Raw genomic sequence first — 18296 nt, 5'->3', positions numbered from 1 at the left:
TTAGTCAGTTGTCTTATCAAAGAATATCTGCTGCGCCAGCCGAAAAGTATTACAGTGCGCTTCAACGACATCTTCGATATCCTCTGAATAGCCGCCGCCCATGACAATGGCGACTGGAATATTCGCTGCTTGGGCTTGACGTAAGACGTATGCATCACGAGCCTTGCATCCTTCTATCGTTAGTCCCAGTTTTCCCAGCTTATCCGTTGCAAGGACATCGACAGCAGACTGATAAAAAATCATATCGGGTGCAAAATCAGTAATTAATCGTGGCAATGTATCTGCCAAAAGCTGTAAATACTCTGCATCGCCCGTATCATTGTCCAGCTCAATATCTAAGTCTGATACTTGCTTGCGAAATGGATAATTCTTTGCGCCATGCATACTAAAGATAAAAACGCGTGATTCGTCTGCCATGATGCTGGCGTTACCATTGCCTTGATGGACATCCAAATCGACCACCAAAATTCTTTGTGCGAGTCCGCGACTTAATAATAAGTTGCTGGCGATACAAACATCATTAAAGACGCAAAAACCCTCACCGTGATCGGCAAAGGCATGATGAGTACCACCCGCGACGTTCATTGCCACGCCATATTGCTGCGCATAAAGCGCACATTCATAAGTTGCGTGAGCGATGTAGCGACCACGCTCTACCAGCTCAGGGGTCATCTCAAAACCGATGGCTCTTGCTTCTTTTCGTGGCAAGGTTTGGGTTTTAAGCTTGTGCCAATAATCCTGTGTATGAGTGATTAAAATCTCAGCTTCACTCAAGCGTGCAGGCGCAAAAAAATTATCGGCGCGGACAGTTCCTTCTGCCAATAGGCGCTCAGGAATCATGGTATATTTTTGCATCGGAAAGCGATGCTTTTCGGGTACCGAATAACGAAAAATGTCAGAGTAGGCAATTTTTAGCATAATATTGATTATTTTCTAAAGGTTTGGTTTTTGAAAGAGGCTTTTTAAAATAGCAGCTTTGAAAGCATGGCTTTTAAAATAACGTATTGAGCACAATGTGGTTGCTAAATGTAGTGCTATAGGAGCTCAACTTTTAAAACAATACAGTGCTACTGGGATTAATTATTCGCAGCCTCTGTCTGCGTAGGCACAGCAAGCAAGAAAAATTGATACCAGTAGCACGTTATAATATTTGTATTTTTTTATCTAGAATTGACTATACTTTATTGCACAAATTGAGTAGGCAAAAAAAACGTTCGTGAGTCTGACTGTTGGCTTAGCTGCATCAGTAAGGTTTGCAACTCTTCAGCAGGATTTTGGTTGTTGACCAAATCACTAAATATCTCATGGGTAACCGTTGTCATCGCGATGACGCTTTGCAATAAATGCTCAATGATGTTGTCATCAATACCGATTGCTTCGATATCGATGGCATTTTTGTAGCGTATCTCGCCATCGTTGATATCTATCTCTAGGTTACCGATCAACATATCATAGTTGATTTGGGTAATGAGAAGTATGGCGGCACTTTGATGGCTCTCTGGTATTAAAAACGGCAAAATACCATAGACTGCCAGCAGGTTGTTTTTCTCTTGTACACGAAACAAGTAACCACAATCGAGCTGCTTATTTTGCATTCTTAAAAATAAATGGTGCGATTGCTGTTTATCGTTGGTTGCGGGTCGATAATGGCTATAGTGCCAATCTTTGTCATTAAAATACTGTTTAAGGTAATCGACAATTGGCGTGCCGTCATCATTATATTGTTTCGAGGTGTTTTCAAGATTGATATCACTGCCACTGCCACTGCCACTGCCACTGCCACTGCCACTGTCAGCGTCAATATCCGTATCAACACTAATATAAGCATCGCTATCAGAGTTATTATCGGCGTTTTTGGTACTCGCATTACTAGTCTTTACGCTATCAATTTGCACTTGCGACGTATTAATCTCATTATCAACCTTAGCTGCTGGCATATTCTCAGGCGTTTTTGCCTCATCAATAGCGGACTGCACAGTCGATGCTACTAGCAGCTGTTTAATTTTTTGCCATAAGTTGCGCTTAGTACGTTGACTCATAGATACTGTGCTGGCTAATAAGTGATTAATAAAATAATAAGGTTTAATAGTAAAGACAGATAAGCAATTCGCTAAAATAGTAAATTAATCGCCGCTAAACACTAAACTGTCTTTGATAGTAGGCTGTTCATAAAATGCCTGTAGCATCTCCCGGATATGTGCTGTCACCCATGGGCTTTCAATAGCGTCAGTTACGATGGGAAGTAGGGTGGTACTCAATTGCGTCATTGCCTGCTCGTTTATATGTAAGCCTGCCGCCACGGTAGCAATGCTATCGGACTGATGGTTGCTGTACCAAGTATCGACGCTCGCCGCCACTAAGCTATGCAAGTAAGGTGACACACGCAGACGGTTATAGCTTTGTTGAATGCTGGCTTCAATATGATTGATACTGCTATCGTCAGGCTCATTACGCAAATAGGTTTGTATTTCGCTAATCGGCTGCTCTTTAATCCGTGCCCAGCCCGTGACGACCAATCGCGTAACTTCTTCGTTTGATAAATGCTGTTGGGCGTTGGCTTCTGCTCGATGTGCCAAATCTTTAATATTGCGATGCAGGTAAGTTTGCAGTTTCTCATCGAGATTTTTGTTGGTCGCCTTTTCAAAAGAGCTGCGCCCAAGCTTCATGAGCTTACCGACACCGCCTGCTTTGTCTAGCGTATTTTCCATAAAGTCGTTGATAGCGTGATAGAGCGTTTGTGTCAGTAAATCTGCAAATGTATCGTTACCGACCAGCGTCTGAATCAATAGATTACGCTGCTGCTCGTGGCTACCCACATAGCCAGCAAGAATCTCAACCTGAGTGTCATCAATCAACTCCGATAAAGGCACGTTGTCATTGGCCGGATGGTAAATCACAGTATGCAAGATATCGCGGATATCGGCGCGCATCACAGCGCTTGTCGGGTGACTAAGTAGCCAGTCATTAATTAAGCGCTGTAGATCAGCTGCTTTAACATATTGACTGAGTGGCTGCGCGCCTAACCACTGCCAAGCTTCCATGCTTAGCGGTTCAGCTTGCTTACGCAGCCATTGCTGCATAAAAGCAACTTGCGCATCGATTAAGCTGTCTAATGTTAACGTTGGCATGGCTAGGTTTTGGATATCTTTTGAAGTCTGCATAGGTTTTGAGGTCATAGTAATCGACAATTTGTTATACTGTGGAGTTGTAGTAAGCATAAAGTATTATGCCACGAACATCGTCTTTGTTTGTGATGAATATTGACTGCTGATTAACAAATAATGAGAGGTTTGGATGACGGCTTTGAATACAGTCTTACTTGCGCTTGATGAGCTGACGGTTCAGCGCGGCGAAATCCCTCTATGTGAAGGGGTTGCGCTCAATCTAGCGGCTGGCAGCATTTGCCATTTAGTAGGAGCAAATGGTACGGGTAAAACGACGTTACTTATGCAGCTGGCTGGATTATTACCGGTGCTGACGGGCGAGGTTTATTACCAAGGAGCAGTAAGCTTACCCGTTCAGCCTTTGTATGTGTCGCACCAGTTGGGTATTCATCCTAATCTCACCGTTGCACAAAATCTGACCTTTTTACTGAATTTATATGGTATCACACCAAGCGCTGCTGATATCGATGACGCCCTAGCTTGGGTAGGACTGCAAGGGTTTGAGACCATAAGCTCGAGCCATTTATCCGCTGGACAAACTCGACGTATTACCCTTGCACGATTATATTTATTGACGCCTGCAGTGACGCCATTATGGTTACTTGATGAGCCATTTACTGCGCTTGATGTCGATATGGTCGCACGAATGGAAGATAGATTGCGCGATTTTGCCGATACTGGCGGATCGATATTAATGACCAGTCATCAAGCAGTCGGTGTTGCCAATCAAGTGCTCGATTTGTCAGATTACATGGTATAACGCTATCAGTATCATTGTCAGTATAAATGCGAAAAGCATCAGTGGAAGAGTTAATAAATGACAGAGACAGACAATCCAGTACAAGCGGTGAATAAAAGCTCTAATGCTAACGCAATAAATGCTAACGCAATATCTGTGCGCGGCATTAGTTTTATGCAGCTTTGGCGTCGCGAATGGCAAGTGAAGCAGCAAGGAGCAGTGCAGTGGTTGTATCCTTTGGTGCTGTTTTTGGTGATTATTACCTTATTTCCGCTAGCGGTTGGTAGTGAGCCAGCGCTGTTGCAACGGCTTGGTGTATCAGCAGTGTGGATTGCGGCTTTATTATCACTAGTCATGGGTGTTGACGGTCTTTTTAAGCCGGCACTAGATAACGGCACGCTTGCGCAATTGGTCGTTGCTAACGTTTCGCTGCCGCTATGGGTACTGATTCGTTTAGTGATTCACTGGGTATTTAGCAGTGGTATTGTAGCGGTGCTCAGTTTACTGGCTGTGCCTTTATTTCAGCTTAGTTGGTTTGAGGCGTGGATATTGATGGCTTCTATTGTCACTGGTAGTCCGATGCTATTAATGCTATCAGCAGTCGCCAGTAGTTTGACGCTATCACTTAAGAATGGCGCAGTATTGGTGCCTTTAATTGCCTTACCAATGCAGTTGCCAGTATTGATTTTTGCGACAGGTTCGGTCGATTTATTTGCCAGCGGTCTGAACGGCTTGCCTATTTTAGCGTTGTTACTGGCAGGTAGTATCATCTCGGTTTTGGTCATGCCATGGGTCATTGCTATGACTTTAAAAATGGCGTGGTTGAATTAAAAAATACACACTGGCACGCTATTGATACCTTGATTAATACCCTTATTAAAGCGCTTTGCATTAACATCATGGTGAAAACTGGCAACTTTGCTATAATAGTCCATTGAACAAACAGTCACCGGTAGATTCTATCCAGCGTTTAACGCCAGCAGGTTCGCGAATAGTGGCGTCACTGAGACGTTATATCGCCATAACCAATAAGCTGCGCAATAGGTTTATGTCCATGCCCAACCTGAATAATGTCTCATCTCCTAGCCTGTGGCAACGCATTTGGCAAGTTTTCTTGACCACTGTGGGTACCAAGGAGTTTTTTCGTATCTTCTCGCCTTGGGTCAAGTGGCTAGCGATATTAGCCAGTCTTTGTCTGTTAATAGGTAGTGTTTGGGGTTTGGCTTTTGCGCCGCCCGATTACTTGCAAGGTAATAGCTATCGCATTATCTTTATCCACGTTCCTGCGGCTAGCATTGCTATATCTATTTATTTTGCCTTAGCAGTACTAGGGGTAATTTATTTGGTCTGGAAGATTAAGACCGCCAGTCTGGTGGCGCAAGCAATTGCTCCTCTGGGATTTTTGCTCTCCGTGATTAGCTTATTGACTGGCTCTATTTGGGCAAAACCAACGTGGGGTACGTATTGGGTTTGGGATGCGCGTTTGACGTCTATGCTGATTTTGGCGTTTTTATATGCCGGCGTCATGGCATTATTTGCTGCATTCGAACATACTGCCAATCGTGGTAAAGCGGCGGCCATTTTATCTATCGTCGGTGCCGTAAACCTTCCTATTATCAAATATTCAGTGCAGTGGTGGAATACTTTGCATCAAGGCTCGACTTTTACTTTAACCGCCGCACCAAAAATGTCAGCAGATATGTGGATGCCGTTGTTACTGATGATTATTGGTACCTACTTACTGGTTGCTACATTGGCGATTTATCGTACCAATACCCTGATTTTGCACCGCGATCAAGGCAAAGCGTGGGTGAAAGAATACATTCGTGGGCAAGCTAAATAAACGTAGAAAAACCAAATAATGGCTAGGAAAATATGAAGCAGCCTTACTTTTATAGCGTCTCTGAGTTTATTGCCATGGGTGAGCATGGTGTTTTTGTCTGGTCATGCTGGGCGATTACGGTTGGCATGATGCTGGTTTTCATCCTATATAGCCGTCGTCAAAGACAAGCGCTTATCAAGCAGTTGACGATTCAGCAGGCACGCCAAGCACAGCGCACTACTAAAGCACCGACGCATGGCAATAAACCTTCCAATTAGAAAAACCATTCTAATATCAACTCTTTAGCTTATAAAGCTATTACTTCCTACTGATAAATATATGACCTCATAATTTGTTATGGGGCTTATTGAATTGTGCAAAAAATGCTACTATATAGGTATTAGAAGAGTACGATTAGAAAGACATTGGTAGAACGTTTTTCTAATGGTAGTTTCTTTAATATTTTCTATTTTATAGATTGATAGTTTATAAAATACTGATTCATCAATGAGGTAGTGGTATGAACGCAGTTCGTCGCAAAAAACTGATGTGGGTTATGTTTACGCTTGCAGGGGCTGCGATAGCCGTGATGTTGGTTATTTATGCCATTGGGCAACAGACCGATTACTACTTTGACGCTACCGCCATTGCCAAAGGGGAAGCGCCACAAGATAAGCGTATTCGCGCCGGTGGTATGGTAGTCGCAGGTAGCGTTCAGCGTGCGCCAGATGACCCTTTAAGTATTGAATTCGCTATTACAGACTTTGAATCGACAGTGCCGGTGACTTACCAAGGTATCTTGCCAGACTTATTCGCTGAGAATTCAGGTGTGGTGGCGACCGGTAAAATGCAAGGTGAAACCTTTGTCGCGGGCGAAGTGTTGGCAAAGCATGATGAAAATTATATGCCGCCAGAAGTTGCTAAATCGATGAAAGAAAACAATCGTAGTGGTGCCGTACCGTCTTCTGAGCAATATAATCCTGCTGAGAAGCTTCATGAGACTAAGACTCTGCAGCAGTAACAATAGTTAGTATTTAAAATATAAAAAAGCCAGCGATATCTAATCGCTGGCTTTTTTTATGCCATTTTTCTAATAATCAGTGTCGATTTAATCATCCCATTCAGGTGAATAGTCTGGATGCTTAATTTTTCGGCCATCAGCACGAGCTAAGCTGCTTATTTTTTCAATCTCATCTGCACTCAGTTGTATATTGATAGCGTCTAGATTACCTTGCAAGTGCTCAGGGTTGGCCGTTTTTGGAATAGCGATACGATGCTTATCTGACAAAATCCAAGCCAGTGATACCTGTGCTGGCGTAATACCATGGCGTTCAGCGATTTCTTTAATAATGTCATTATCAAATACATCACCGCGCGCAAGTGGCGAGTAAGCTTCTAATAAAATATGATGGTTGTTTAAAAAAGTCTGCAAAGTCTGTTGTTTAATAAAAGGATGAAACTCAACTTGGTTGACCACAATCGGCACATCAGCATATTTCTCGGCTTCAATGATATTGGCGATATTAAAGTTTGAAACACCGATATGACGCGTCAGACCCTGCTTTTGTAGCTCACATAGTGCAGGAATGGTTTCGGATAATGGTACACGGTCATCAGGCCAGTGTAACAGCAGCAAATCAACATAATCAGTGTCTAAGTTATCCAAAGAGCGCTTAGCAGCGGCGATGAGTTTTTTCGGCTCGAACTTCATGTCATCCGGAAATATTTTTGTGGTCAAAAAGAACTTATCGCGAGCGATACCTGATTGCTTGATACCTTGACCCACTTCTTTTTCATTGCCATAAGCTTGGGCGGTATCGATATGTTCGTAGCCCATTTTTAGTCCCTGACTGACGACATCGATACAGTCTTGTCCCGTTGATTGCCAAGTACCAAGCCCGAGTACCGGAATATTTGCTTGTCCAGCTGTACGAATATTATAAGTTTTAGCACGCATATTATTATCCTTGTTTATTTTAATGTCTTTTCAGCTTAGCTATTGTCTGCAGATCTACTATAGAAAAAATAAGTCACAAATAAAAGAGCAGGTGACGCTTTCCTACAAACGACAAACAGGCTGTAACGTCATTTTTAGTAACTGTTTAACGATTATAGCGTCGCTCAACAGAATAATAATCACAATGTTGACGGCATAAAAAACGCCCATTACTATTTAGTAATGGGCGTTTCCAACTCTTAAGATGGCCATAGGTTCATGGCATTTTTTAGTTTAGTTACTTATTTAGCAGGTGCTTCTACAGGTGTAGTGCTTGCAGCGGTAGAAGTTTTTGCGCTAGTGTCAGCACCCCAAATTTTTGGATATTTATAGCCAGGAAAGCTATCATGCGCGTACTTTTTAAAGGTATCTGAGTTATAGGCCTCAGTAACGTCTTTAACCCACTTTTTGTCTTTATCCGCAGTTTTAATGGCTGACCAGTTGACATAAGCAAAGCTTGGCTCTTGGAATAGCGCTTCTGTCAGCTTGATACCAGCGTCGGTCGCGTAGTTGCCATTAATGATAGCAAAGTCTACTTCATCACGCGCACGAGGCAACTGCGCTGCTTCTAGCTCAACGATTTTAATGTCGTATTTGCTGTTATCAGCAATGTCAGATTTTGAAGCAGTAAGCGGATCGATATTGTCTTTTAGCGTAATCCAGCCAAGCTCATTCATCATCACTAAAGCACGAGCAAAGTTACTTGGATCATTCGGTGCAGAGACACTCATGCCCTTATAGACTTCTTCAATTTTGGTCTTTTTACCTGAGTAAATGCCAAGTGGGGCAGTCGGTACTTGAAAGACTTCTACTAAATCAAGATTGTTTTCTTTTTTGAAAGTATCTAGATAAGGCTTATGTTGGAAGATATTGATATCTAAATCGCCATCAGCCAAAGCAATGTTTGGACGGACATAATCGGTAAAAGTCACTAGCTCAACTTCATAGCCTTGAGCTTCTAATGAACCTTTTACTTGGTTACGAACCATATCTGCAAAGTCACCTTCGGTCGTACCGATAATAATTTTACTGTGCTCAGGATCAATATCACTGGTCGCTGTCGTTTCTGTGCCAGTCGTTTCAGTGGCACCTTCAGTGACTGGTTCTTTGGTCGCTTCTGGTGCTGATGAATTGTTGCAACCGACCAACACTAGGCCTGATACACCAACAGCTGCAAATGCAGTCGCTACTTGACGGCTGATATCTGTTAATTTCATGGAACTTCCTTAATAAGGGATAGGGATGAGAATAAAAGAATAAAACACTGAGATTAAGAACGGGATTAAAATGCAGCATCAAAAAAGCAACATTATGAGTACTAATGCTGCTAAGTTAACGGTTGTTAAGATGGTATCAAAACTAAAGGGAATCAGTTACAAAGTCAAGCATTTGCTCAGGATGAATCGGCATTAAACCCTGAACATTATTCATAACGAGTGTTATCTAACTTTTAATATCAATATCAATGCCTAATATCATGCGTCAGTGTTAACGCTTATCCAAGCGAGTTGCTATCCAGTTGCCAGAAGCCTGAATGCCGATAACCATAATCGATAGCATAATGACGATAAATACCATGACCTCAGTTTGATAGCGATAATAACCATAACGAATCGCCAGATCACCCAGACCGCCACCACCAATCATGCCAGCTGCTGCCGAAAAAGAGAGTAAGCTAATACAAAGAATGGTTACTGACAATACCAAGCCAGAACGCGCTTCATTGAGCAATACTTTAATGATAGTAAAAGGTTTTGCTCCCATTGATTCGGTCGCTTCAATGATACCGCGCGGTACTTCACGTAAGTTTTGCTCAACCAAACGCGCAAAGTAAAACGACCCTGCAATCGCTAGGACTAATGAGGCGGCGATAGGTCCAATCCCTGTACCTACAATGGCTTTGGTAAAGGGGCTCATGGCAATCATCAAAATCACGAATGGAAAGGCGCGCATAAAGTTAGTGATGCCGCCAAGCACGCCATATAGCGTTTTATTCTGTAAAAACTGCCGATCGCTGGATAAAAATAAGAATACCCCAAATAGACCACCGATAAGGATGGCTACGGTGGTTGAGATACCAAGCATAATAAAAGTATCTACAAACGCTTGCCAAATCTCTTTGCGCAGTACTAAAAGTTTGTCTATTGAGGCGGATAATTCAGCACCAGTTAACATGTTTATTTCTCCTGCCTCATTAGTCCTCAAAGACTAAGCCTTTGCCAATTGGGGTGGTGGCCTGAATGAGACCGTCGCGAATATCTGCGACTTCGAGTAATTGTCCTTGATGTAACAATGCCGCGCGGTCACATAATCTACGAATAACGCTCATTTCATGAGTGACGATAACAATGGTTACGCCAAGCTGCTCATTAATATCACGTAAACAAGTCAATAAACTGCGTGTGGTCGCAGGATCAAGCGCACTGGTAGGCTCGTCAGCCAATAGGACTTTAGGACTAGGGGCAATAGCGCGGGCGATACCAACACGCTGCTTTTGTCCTCCTGATAATTGCGCAGGATAGTGACCAGCACGGTCAGTTAGATCAACGATTTCTAGACAATCCATGACGCGCTTATGAAGGTCAGCGCTAGGATAGCCGGCAACCGTCAAATTAAAGGCAACATTGTCAAAGACAGTGCGGTTGGACATCAGGTTGAATTGCTGGAAAATCATACCGATATTGTGCCGAGCGATACGCAAATCACTAGCAGACAAGGTAGTCAGGTCAGTACCATCGATAATTACTTGACCTGAATCTGGACGTTCAAGTAAATTGATGAGACGTAAAAGGGTGGATTTACCAGCCCCAGAATAGCCCATCAAGCCAAAGATTTCGCCTTGCTGAACCGTTAATGACGTCGGCTCGACAGCAGTAAACCAATGTGGCTTGCCGTCTTTATCTTTTATAGACCGGTCACTCAAAAAACTTTTGGTCACATCGTTTAAGACAATCATGTCACTCATGGAGGGCTCAAAATTTAATAAATATTTTAACAGTCATGAAGAGGTATCGTTTCTATAGCAGGCTAAACATCAAACAGCTGAGTTAAAAACAACATTCAATAACCCCATAATAAGGGGCGCTAATATAGCATATTATGCAATGTTTTGGATACGGGCATCCATGATTGATTGACAGCTGAGTTTAGTCGATATGAAGACGTGCAGAATGAAAATGTATAAGGCTTAAGATAAAGCCCAAATTGTTAACACTAGAATACGGTTTGAAGGGAAACCATTTAAAAATAGCGTATAAAAGGTTATTCGCTATTCCTTCGCTATGAATGGCCAGTATTATTCACAAGTTGTCATAATGATTGTAATGAGGATCAAGTTTGACAGGTAATACCACTAAAAATCGCGTATGACCATTAATGGTATCCGTAGTGATTCGTCCTTGATGGGCGGTCACGATTTGTGACACCAACGACAAGCCAAGCCCTGAGCCTTTGTTTTTTTGCTGTAAGCGTACAAAAGGACTAAACACTTCTTCACGTTTATTTTCAGGGATACCGTCACCTTCATCAATCACGGCCAAGACCGCATATTTTGGGAGCGGACGCGTTGGTTCAGCTTTAGTCTTTTTCAGATGTTTGCTAAATAGACTTTCTTTACGGGTTGGCGTTAGCGTTTCACCATTCTCTTTGATACTAACTTTAGCATCTTCTTTTATGGTTATAACGTCAGTTTTATTAACGTTGTTTTTATTTTCTGTAGTTTCATTTTTAGTAGTAATGTCTATAGATTTGCTTTCGAGAGTATTTTTAACAGTTTTATCGCTATCGATCCCAGATGGTTGCTTGTTATTAGGAACAGCACGCCAGACGACTTTTTTAATTTTATCCGTTAATTCTGTTGTAAAACTATGATAGTTAGCCTTCAATGATGTTTCGATGGTCGTTTCAGATTCATCGTTCGTAATAGTAGGTTCTATTTGGTCTGATTTGGTGGTGATATCGGTATTTATGCTATCGCCATCTGTATTTATATTGTTGTTAATAGCAGTTTCACTATCGGCATCGCTGCTAACATCTGCGTCAATCACCACGTTTTCACCATTCTTATAGATATCTGGGGCGGGTAATGTTGCTAGATGCTCACCATTTTCTACTTTAGGCTTATGGTTGGCAGCACCAACAGAGTCATCGAGATCTGGTAGGGTATGTTCATTAAGTGAATGACTCTCAAGCTGATCGCCATCAGAATATACTTCATCATAGGAGTCAAAGTCTGAGCTGTTATAGTCAACAAAGCTACTGCATAGCACCGTTTGTAATAAGAAATCAGGGATGTCGTTGGCTTCATCAATCGTTTGTACACCATAAAGCAATACCGTTACTGGAGGTTCGCCGTGTAGCATGGCATTAGTTAGTAGGTTACGAATTAAATGCGTGAGCATTGATCCTTGACCATCAATTGCAATATGCTCACCAATCAAGGTCGCTTCAGGATAGTGTTGTCGCTCTTGATTCACCAAGTCATACAAGTCTAAATGTTCAACTTGTTGTAAGGCATGACCTGCGTCTAAACGGCTTACCAGTAAAATACTCTCGACCAAATCGTTGAGACCTGACAGGTCGCGATTAATTGCTTGGGCACGCTTATCAAATTTTTCTTTGGTATCGGTTGGTAGAGCGCCAGCTAGCATATCCATCATCTCGATCTGCAAACGAATGCGAGTGATGGGAGTGCGCAGCTCATGAGAGGCGTGCGCTAGTAATAAATTATTGGCATCGATAAGATGCTCGATTTTTTGTGCCGCTTGGTTAAAGCCGCGGGCGAGTGAGGCAATTTCATCATTGCCACGGGCATTGACCCGTACCGTAAAGTCGCCGTCACCGAGTTGAGCCATCTGCTGACTCAGCTGATTGATGCGCCAAGTAATGGTACGAGCAATCCACCAAAGAACGCCGGCCATAATTAGCAGTAGCAGCAGCGTACCAGTAAATAAATTCAGCGCCGCAGACAGCACCGGTTTTTTGGGTGGCAAGCGTGATTCATACAATAGCGTATAGCCCGTGCTGCTATAAACCTGTGCTTGCTTGGTCGGTGAAGTCTCTGCAAAAGAAGGGAAAACGCGTGATAATAGAGAGGGAGGCGCAGGTAGCTCTAAGGGTAAGTCGCTATTGTCAGTTTGCATCAGCAAACGACCTTCGCTGTCATATAGGCCCATTTTTGCCTGCAACGATTCATCAAAGATATCAAAGCTTTTTTTGACTACCGCCAGCATAAAGCGTGACTGTAAACGATTGTCCTTGCTAACAGCGATATTTAACTCATGCAAAAACGGGTCGATTTGTCCTAAAATTTGCGTCGCCAATACCTCTGAGCGAATGCCAGCATCTTTGTCATGTACCAGCTGCGTCAATAGCACCATTGCAACGGCAAATAAGATAAGTGCCAGCATAACACTGGCAAATAGCTTAGCAAATACGGAACGGAAACCCAATTGCTGCATTAAATCATCTCTATTATCAGACGTTTATATCACTTTATGCTTATATCGTTTTATATTAGCAAGCATAAAAGGGGTATCATACTTATGATACCCCTTTTAACGAACGCTTTTAAACCAGTTTAACTGCTTTATTTACTAATGATTTACTTACTACTAATTAAACCTGATCGGTAGCGAATTGATATCCGACGCCACGTACCGTAATAATACGTTTTGGTTGACGTGGATTGTCTTCAATTAAAGCACGCAGACGTGAGATATGCACATCAATCGCGCGATCGATATTGTCTGAGCTGTCGTCGTTTGGCATGGCCTGCCAAAGCTGTTCACGGTTTAACACTTTGCCAGAATGGGTCGCAAAATAGTGTAGCAACTGGAACTGATGCGTTGTTAAGCGTACTGGCAGATCGTCAATGGTCACTTCATGACTGTCAGGGAAGACGCTTAAACGACCAAACGTTAGACTGTCTGATTGACTGTCTGCTTGATTAGGCTGCTCATGTCGGCGAATAACCGAACGAATACGTGCCAATAGTTCACGTGGCTCAAATGGCTTCGATATGTAGTCATCAGCACCCATTTCTAACCCCAGTACGCGATCTGTCGTGTCGCCTTTAGCCGTGAGCATAATAATAGGAACTTTATTGGTCATGTTATTCTTGTTGCCACGTATTTTTTGGCAAACTTGCATACCGTCCATATCAGGGAGCATAAGGTCGAGTATAATCAAGTCAATATCACGTTCTTTGGTGTCTAATAAATCAAGACCTTCTTGACCAAGTCCTGCATGATGCACATCATAATAATTCATGGTCAGATAATCGCTAATTAACTCTGCTAAGTCTGGATCATCTTCAATTAACAAAATCTGCTTACTCATAGTGTTTCCTCTAGTTGTTGTTATAGTTTGTATAAATGTACTTTTCGAATTCAAAAAAGTCTCACCTGCCCTTAATTTTCAATGACTCTAAATCTTTATATTGAAAGTATTCTTAGTATAAGTGCCTTCAATATAAGCATGTCAATTACCGTTTCTCTAATCGTTCTGAATCATCAAAGTAAGGATGATTTATAATATAAGCATTAGAACATAAGCAATGGTTTAAAAAATTCTGCTTAGCATACGCTATATTGCCTAAACAGGATGTTATTAAACAAGACATGCTTTGTTAATGTTCCTACACAATGTAACTACTCGCCTTAATACTTATGAAACCACCACTTTTTTACCTTCAGATTCAATGGGTAAGTTCGCTAGACAAATTAAGCTGTCATTGGTAATTCCAGCGATTAAATATTGTTTGGTAAGTGGATCGTATTCGATTACTTCAATAGGCTGGCTTGTCAAACGCTGATCTTGTCCAATAATCCATATATTAGCGCTTAAAGAACGAAGCGGTTTATAAGGCGGGGCATGTAACTCTGTTAGATCGACATTGTGCAAGGCACGTTTGGGGACGATGGTACCAACTTCTATTTGCCCATAATCAACACGACCTGTCACTTTCATGCCTGGCAATAATTGATGACGACTTACCTCGTTATTAACCACATTGACATAGACCAGTAGCTGTTTTGGTTGTCCCGTTGCCGTCAACTTACTAACTTGACCGGTAAATTTATCTATCATTCCTTCGGCGGTAAAATTGACCGTTTGTCCAACAGAAATTTGCGATTTGGCTTCAATAGGTAAAGTCGCAATAAAGTGCAATTCAGACTCATCGCTAAGTTTTAGTAAAAATGTATCAGCACTTAACGGTTGTCCAGCTTGGACAGACAGATTTTCTACGCGACCCGAAAAACTCGCTCGTACCGTGACCAAGTTATAGGGTTGCTTTGAAGCCGTAGAGTCTTGAATATTATCAGCTTTTTTGCTGACTGTGCTTGCTCGATTGGAAGTTGCTGAAGAGTCTACTTTTTCATTATCTGAGGCAGTTTCGTTCGAGCTGATATCTCCATCGAGTGAATCATGAGATGGAGGTGTTGGTTCGCTCTGAGTGGCTTGGCGTCGAACTGTAAATAGGGGCGTGCCTTCTTTCACCCATTGATTTTTGCTGACCAATATTTGCTCTACGATCAGCGGCTTAGCTGAAATAAGATTCACTCGTTTAATAGGTTTAATGGAGCCTTGTAATCCAAGGCTTGGCTGATAACGGGTGGGTTTTACACTTAAAATATGATCCGGTGTCATAGTGATACTATCGGCACTGATAATAAGCGGCGTATCGACCGTCTCACTGTTTTCAGCGGTCATAGGTTCAGCAGTAGGAGGCGATGGCTGACAGGCGATAATGAGTAATGCGCTCAATACATAGCTGCTCTTTTTAAACAGCCTAGGACGTAAAACAACAGAACGCATGGAGCGTATAGAAAATATCATACCAATCACCATCATAAACGATCTTTTATTATATCGTGAATTTAGCAGAGAGGAAACGATTACAGCGTATTTACTGAAGCGCATATGAGGTCAAAAAATGCTGATATAAACTTTACTGCTGTATAGCGAGGTTTTATTAACATATTGAATTTAAAAAATTATTTTGAACATAAATTCGTTAAATCACTGGAAAAGCGGTGGTAACTGTGCTAAAACAAACATAATAAAATATAATGATACATTTTTATTACAAAGGAAAATTATCCGGTAAGGTAGACGTATATTCTATATAATGCCTGAAAAGTGACCTGTATTTATTAAGATTTAACCTATTTGAAGAGTTAATAATATTGGCTTTTAATACGATATGATTTTCGATGATAGTGAGCTTCTAAAGATTTTTATCGCTATTTTTATCGCTATTTTTATCGGTATAGTCGCTAGCTAAAAAACGAGCGTTTAATTAAATACTTTTTGAGCCAGTGACTCGTCAAGTTTGTCGTAAATATTAATGACTGTATGGTACGGTTGTTCACTGATCATATAGGTATAATAGCGTTGTAAAAAAATTTAGAATAATGCCCAATTTACTAAGATAATTCATCATAAAGTGGGTATAGTGACTCATGGTAATGCCATGCTTTATGAGCAGGTGTCAGTAAATAAAACGTATCTATTATTACAGACAGCAAGACAGAGTTTGCCGTTCATATCAATCAAAAATAAGCCACCTTATCAGTTGAGATGACAGTTAACCCGTTTTAAATTGATCGTTTGTATCGATGGATAGCACTACGAATAAATAGTCATTAATAGGACAAAGAGAATGGAAAATAATTTTGATGGTTTAAAAGTGATGGTTATTGATGACTCAAAAACCATTCGCCGTACCGCAGAGACCTTGTTACAAAAAGCTGGCTGTGAAGTTGTGACCGCAATTGATGGTTTTGACGCATTGGCTAAGATTGTTGATCATAATCCAGATATTATTTTTGTGGACATTATGATGCCACGTTTGGATGGTTATCAGACATGCGCTTTGATAAAAAACAATCCTGATTATGCCAGCAAGCCAGTAATCATGTTGTCATCTAAAGATGGTTTATTTGATAAAGCACGTGGACGTATTGTTGGTTCTGATGAATATCTGACCAAACCGTTTAGTAAGGATGAGCTTTTTGAGGCGATTAACCAGTATCGCTAATGCTAAAAATAGTAGTAAATCTCAAGTATAGCTTTATATATAAAATTGAGATGCGTGTGCAAAAGTTGGCACACTTCATGCAATAACAAGCTTCGCAGCACCGTCAGTAAAGGTTGTGAAAAGTGGTTAGTGAAGCTAGCTTAATGAATGGTGATAACTTAAATAGCTGTTTATAAAATCATACTATATAAATAGATATGCAGCGCTTACCAGTTACTAATGCTATTAATGAGTGTGTGCCACTTAATTTTGCCATTATGAGAATAATACTGCCATTTAATCGTAGACTATTATTTTTAACCGGTTTGTTTCAACAATATATCCTAGTGGATATCATCGAAAATAAAGGAAATACCTATGACTACCGTTTTAGTCATTGACGACTCGCCATCTGAGATGGCGAAATTTCGCGACATGCTTGCTAAAAATAACTATCAAGTGTTAGAAGCGACAAATGGTGAGCAAGGTTGTCAGATGGCCGTTGATCATCTGCCCGACGTCATCTTAATGGATGTGGTCATGCCTGAGATGAATGGTTTTCAAGCGACTCGTAAGATAACTCGCGGTAAGACAACCTCTCATATTCCTATCATCATGATTAGTACCAAAAATCAAGAAACCGATAGAGTTTGGGGTAAGCGTCAAGGTGCTAAAGAGTATATTACTAAGCCTATTGATGAAAGTGGTCTGGTCCAGATAATTCGTAAAGTAATGGGGTAGCTTGTGGCATCCAAAGGGTTTATTGAGCTTCTGCGTATAGCAGATTTGGCACGCGCGCGTAAAAGTGGTCGCCGCGGTGGACAAGAGTTTGACTGGCAAGGGGTGGTATTTGAGATCGGTGGTCAACGCTTAGTTGCGCCAATGGGTCAAGTATCAGAAGTATTAACCATGCCAGAATATACCAGCGTACCTTTAGTAAAGCCTTGGATGCTCGGCATTGCAAATATTCGTGGCCGCTTGCTACCGTTAACCGATCTATCTCGGTTTTTGCAAGTTCCTAGCAAGTTGTCGCAAATGAGCCAGCGTAAAGTCATCGTTGTCGAACATGATAATGTGTTTTCAGGACTGCTAGTAGACCAGGTTTTGGGTATCGAGCAGTTTACTAAAGATCAATATTTTCCAGAAGCTATTGAGCCTAATTCGCCATTTGCACCTTACAACCATGGCAAGTTTTTCAAAGATGAACAAGATTGGTATGTTTTTATGCCAAGCTTGCTGGCACAAGATCTACAGTATACCGATGCTGCAATATAGCTATTTTTAATAAACAATTTTTAATAAACAATGATTTCTAATAAATGTTTGTTCATTAAAATGATAGCAGAAGAATAATGGTTGACATGATCGGTAGTATGTCAGCATTCATACAGGCTTTGTGAATCACTGTTGTTTCAATAACAATATGATTTCAGAGTCAGTCACGATAAGACTTTGACGATTGTTTGAAAGGAATACGCACGATGAGTGATGTTATAAACAACCCTGTAGCTCGTACAAATAAAACAACGGCAGATGCTAATAGTAAATGGAAG

At 41.4% G+C, this 18296-nt stretch carries 18 protein-coding genes; 8 read left to right on the top strand and 10 right to left on the bottom strand.

Annotated features, from left to right (window positions below; genetic code table 11):
- The 3 genes from WAZ74_RS00750 to WAZ74_RS00740 all read right to left on the bottom strand — a co-directional run bounded on the left by WAZ74_RS00750 (position 1) and on the right by WAZ74_RS00740 (position 3176).
- Positions 1 to 918 carry a histone deacetylase gene (locus tag WAZ74_RS00750; protein ID WP_422304747.1) on the bottom strand — a complete coding sequence of 306 codons (918 nt, stop codon included), beginning with the start codon at positions 916 to 918 and terminating at the stop codon, positions 1 to 3.
- A gap of 263 nt (positions 919 to 1181) precedes the next feature.
- The gene (locus WAZ74_RS00745; RefSeq protein WP_422304745.1) at positions 1182 to 2039 is read right to left on the bottom strand and encodes a hypothetical protein; all 858 of its coding nucleotides are present in this window, start codon (positions 2037 to 2039) and stop codon (positions 1182 to 1184) included.
- 84 nt (positions 2040 to 2123) lie between these two features.
- A complete protein-coding gene (locus WAZ74_RS00740; protein WP_422304743.1) occupies positions 2124 to 3176 on the bottom strand; it encodes a hypothetical protein in 1053 nt (350 codons plus the stop codon).
- A gap of 118 nt (positions 3177 to 3294) precedes the next feature.
- Here WAZ74_RS00740 and ccmA point away from each other — a divergent pair, with 118 nt between their 5' ends.
- The 5 genes from ccmA (at position 3295) to ccmE (ending at position 6746) form a co-directional block, all read left to right on the top strand.
- The gene (ccmA, locus tag WAZ74_RS00735) at positions 3295 to 3924 is read left to right on the top strand and encodes a heme ABC exporter ATP-binding protein CcmA (RefSeq protein ID WP_422304741.1); all 630 of its coding nucleotides are present in this window, start codon (positions 3295 to 3297) and stop codon (positions 3922 to 3924) included.
- A 153-nt stretch (positions 3925 to 4077) separates the two neighbouring features.
- Positions 4078 to 4734: a heme exporter protein CcmB gene (locus WAZ74_RS00730; protein ID WP_422304789.1), complete on the top strand. Its 657-nt coding sequence runs from the start codon at positions 4078 to 4080 to the stop codon at positions 4732 to 4734.
- 223 nt (positions 4735 to 4957) lie between these two features.
- Positions 4958 to 5746 (top strand): heme ABC transporter permease CcmC, encoded by a 789-nt coding sequence (gene ccmC / locus WAZ74_RS00725; RefSeq protein WP_422304739.1) that lies wholly within the window; start codon positions 4958 to 4960, stop codon positions 5744 to 5746.
- Between the two features lie 32 nt (positions 5747 to 5778).
- Positions 5779 to 6003 carry a heme exporter protein CcmD gene (gene ccmD, locus WAZ74_RS00720; protein WP_422304737.1) on the top strand — a complete coding sequence of 75 codons (225 nt, stop codon included), beginning with the start codon at positions 5779 to 5781 and terminating at the stop codon, positions 6001 to 6003.
- A gap of 242 nt (positions 6004 to 6245) precedes the next feature.
- Positions 6246 to 6746, top strand: a complete 501-nt coding sequence (gene ccmE, locus WAZ74_RS00715; RefSeq protein ID WP_422304735.1) for a cytochrome c maturation protein CcmE — start codon at positions 6246 to 6248, stop codon at positions 6744 to 6746.
- Between the two features lie 87 nt (positions 6747 to 6833).
- On the opposite strand, the gene WAZ74_RS00710 is transcribed toward ccmE, so the two are convergent.
- The 7 genes from WAZ74_RS00710 to WAZ74_RS00680 form a co-directional block, all read right to left on the bottom strand.
- The gene (locus WAZ74_RS00710; RefSeq protein ID WP_422304733.1) at positions 6834 to 7682 is read right to left on the bottom strand and encodes an aldo/keto reductase; all 849 of its coding nucleotides are present in this window, start codon (positions 7680 to 7682) and stop codon (positions 6834 to 6836) included.
- Between the two features lie 281 nt (positions 7683 to 7963).
- Positions 7964 to 8938 carry a MetQ/NlpA family ABC transporter substrate-binding protein gene (locus WAZ74_RS00705; protein WP_422304731.1) on the bottom strand — a complete coding sequence of 325 codons (975 nt, stop codon included), beginning with the start codon at positions 8936 to 8938 and terminating at the stop codon, positions 7964 to 7966.
- Between the two features lie 271 nt (positions 8939 to 9209).
- Positions 9210 to 9896, bottom strand: coding sequence for a methionine ABC transporter permease (locus WAZ74_RS00700; RefSeq protein WP_422304729.1), 687 nt, complete (start codon positions 9894 to 9896; stop codon positions 9210 to 9212).
- Positions 9897 to 9915: 19 nt separating this feature from the next.
- Positions 9916 to 10686, bottom strand: coding sequence for a methionine ABC transporter ATP-binding protein (locus WAZ74_RS00695; RefSeq protein WP_422304726.1), 771 nt, complete (start codon positions 10684 to 10686; stop codon positions 9916 to 9918).
- 334 nt (positions 10687 to 11020) lie between these two features.
- Entirely contained in the window at positions 11021 to 13180 is a 2160-nt protein-coding gene (locus tag WAZ74_RS00690; RefSeq protein WP_422304724.1) for an ATP-binding protein, read from the bottom strand.
- 157 nt (positions 13181 to 13337) lie between these two features.
- On the bottom strand, positions 13338 to 14060 hold the full coding sequence (locus tag WAZ74_RS00685; protein ID WP_422304721.1) for a response regulator transcription factor: 723 nt from the start codon (positions 14058 to 14060) through the stop codon (positions 13338 to 13340).
- A 327-nt stretch (positions 14061 to 14387) separates the two neighbouring features.
- Complete coding sequence (locus WAZ74_RS00680) at positions 14388 to 15560, bottom strand: efflux RND transporter periplasmic adaptor subunit (RefSeq protein WP_422304719.1); 1173 nt, start codon at positions 15558 to 15560, stop codon at positions 14388 to 14390.
- A gap of 826 nt (positions 15561 to 16386) precedes the next feature.
- Here WAZ74_RS00680 and pilG point away from each other — a divergent pair.
- The 3 genes from pilG to WAZ74_RS00665 all read left to right on the top strand — a co-directional run bounded on the left by pilG (position 16387) and on the right by WAZ74_RS00665 (position 18018).
- Positions 16387 to 16764, top strand: a complete 378-nt coding sequence (pilG, locus tag WAZ74_RS00675) for a twitching motility response regulator PilG (protein ID WP_011514416.1) — start codon at positions 16387 to 16389, stop codon at positions 16762 to 16764.
- Between the two features lie 357 nt (positions 16765 to 17121).
- Positions 17122 to 17484 carry a response regulator gene (locus tag WAZ74_RS00670; RefSeq protein WP_422304710.1) on the top strand — a complete coding sequence of 121 codons (363 nt, stop codon included), beginning with the start codon at positions 17122 to 17124 and terminating at the stop codon, positions 17482 to 17484.
- A 3-nt stretch (positions 17485 to 17487) separates the two neighbouring features.
- Positions 17488 to 18018, top strand: coding sequence for a chemotaxis protein CheW (locus WAZ74_RS00665; protein WP_422304708.1), 531 nt, complete (start codon positions 17488 to 17490; stop codon positions 18016 to 18018).
- Positions 18019 to 18296: the final 278 nt, after the last annotated feature.

Origin of the sequence: Psychrobacter sp., from assembly GCF_049295055.1 — a bacterium.
Lineage (GTDB): Bacteria > Pseudomonadota > Gammaproteobacteria > Pseudomonadales > Moraxellaceae > Psychrobacter.
Note: the sequence above shows the minus strand (reverse complement) of the source record. Positions and strands in the feature narration are given on the sequence as shown.

What these genes read in the sequence shown, in the direction of transcription:
- WAZ74_RS00750 (WP_422304747.1), bottom strand. Translation starts at nt 918, where the DNA reads ATGCTAAAAATTGCCTACTCTGACATTTTTCGTTATTCGGTACCCGAA.
- WAZ74_RS00745 (WP_422304745.1), bottom strand. Translation starts at nt 2,039, where the DNA reads ATGAGTCAACGTACTAAGCGCAACTTATGGCAAAAAATTAAACAGCTG.
- WAZ74_RS00740 (WP_422304743.1), bottom strand. Translation starts at nt 3,176, where the DNA reads ATGACCTCAAAACCTATGCAGACTTCAAAAGATATCCAAAACCTAGCC.
- ccmA (WP_422304741.1), top strand. Translation starts at nt 3,295, where the DNA reads ATGACGGCTTTGAATACAGTCTTACTTGCGCTTGATGAGCTGACGGTT.
- WAZ74_RS00730 (WP_422304789.1), top strand. Translation starts at nt 4,078, where the DNA reads ATGCAGCTTTGGCGTCGCGAATGGCAAGTGAAGCAGCAAGGAGCAGTG.
- ccmC (WP_422304739.1), top strand. Translation starts at nt 4,958, where the DNA reads ATGCCCAACCTGAATAATGTCTCATCTCCTAGCCTGTGGCAACGCATT.
- ccmD (WP_422304737.1), top strand. Translation starts at nt 5,779, where the DNA reads ATGAAGCAGCCTTACTTTTATAGCGTCTCTGAGTTTATTGCCATGGGT.
- ccmE (WP_422304735.1), top strand. Translation starts at nt 6,246, where the DNA reads ATGAACGCAGTTCGTCGCAAAAAACTGATGTGGGTTATGTTTACGCTT.
- WAZ74_RS00710 (WP_422304733.1), bottom strand. Translation starts at nt 7,682, where the DNA reads ATGCGTGCTAAAACTTATAATATTCGTACAGCTGGACAAGCAAATATT.
- WAZ74_RS00705 (WP_422304731.1), bottom strand. Translation starts at nt 8,938, where the DNA reads ATGAAATTAACAGATATCAGCCGTCAAGTAGCGACTGCATTTGCAGCT.
- WAZ74_RS00700 (WP_422304729.1), bottom strand. Translation starts at nt 9,896, where the DNA reads ATGTTAACTGGTGCTGAATTATCCGCCTCAATAGACAAACTTTTAGTA.
- WAZ74_RS00695 (WP_422304726.1), bottom strand. Translation starts at nt 10,686, where the DNA reads ATGAGTGACATGATTGTCTTAAACGATGTGACCAAAAGTTTTTTGAGT.
- WAZ74_RS00690 (WP_422304724.1), bottom strand. Translation starts at nt 13,180, where the DNA reads ATGCAGCAATTGGGTTTCCGTTCCGTATTTGCTAAGCTATTTGCCAGT.
- WAZ74_RS00685 (WP_422304721.1), bottom strand. Translation starts at nt 14,060, where the DNA reads ATGAGTAAGCAGATTTTGTTAATTGAAGATGATCCAGACTTAGCAGAG.
- WAZ74_RS00680 (WP_422304719.1), bottom strand. Translation starts at nt 15,560, where the DNA reads ATGATATTTTCTATACGCTCCATGCGTTCTGTTGTTTTACGTCCTAGG.
- pilG (WP_011514416.1), top strand. Translation starts at nt 16,387, where the DNA reads ATGGAAAATAATTTTGATGGTTTAAAAGTGATGGTTATTGATGACTCA.
- WAZ74_RS00670 (WP_422304710.1), top strand. Translation starts at nt 17,122, where the DNA reads ATGACTACCGTTTTAGTCATTGACGACTCGCCATCTGAGATGGCGAAA.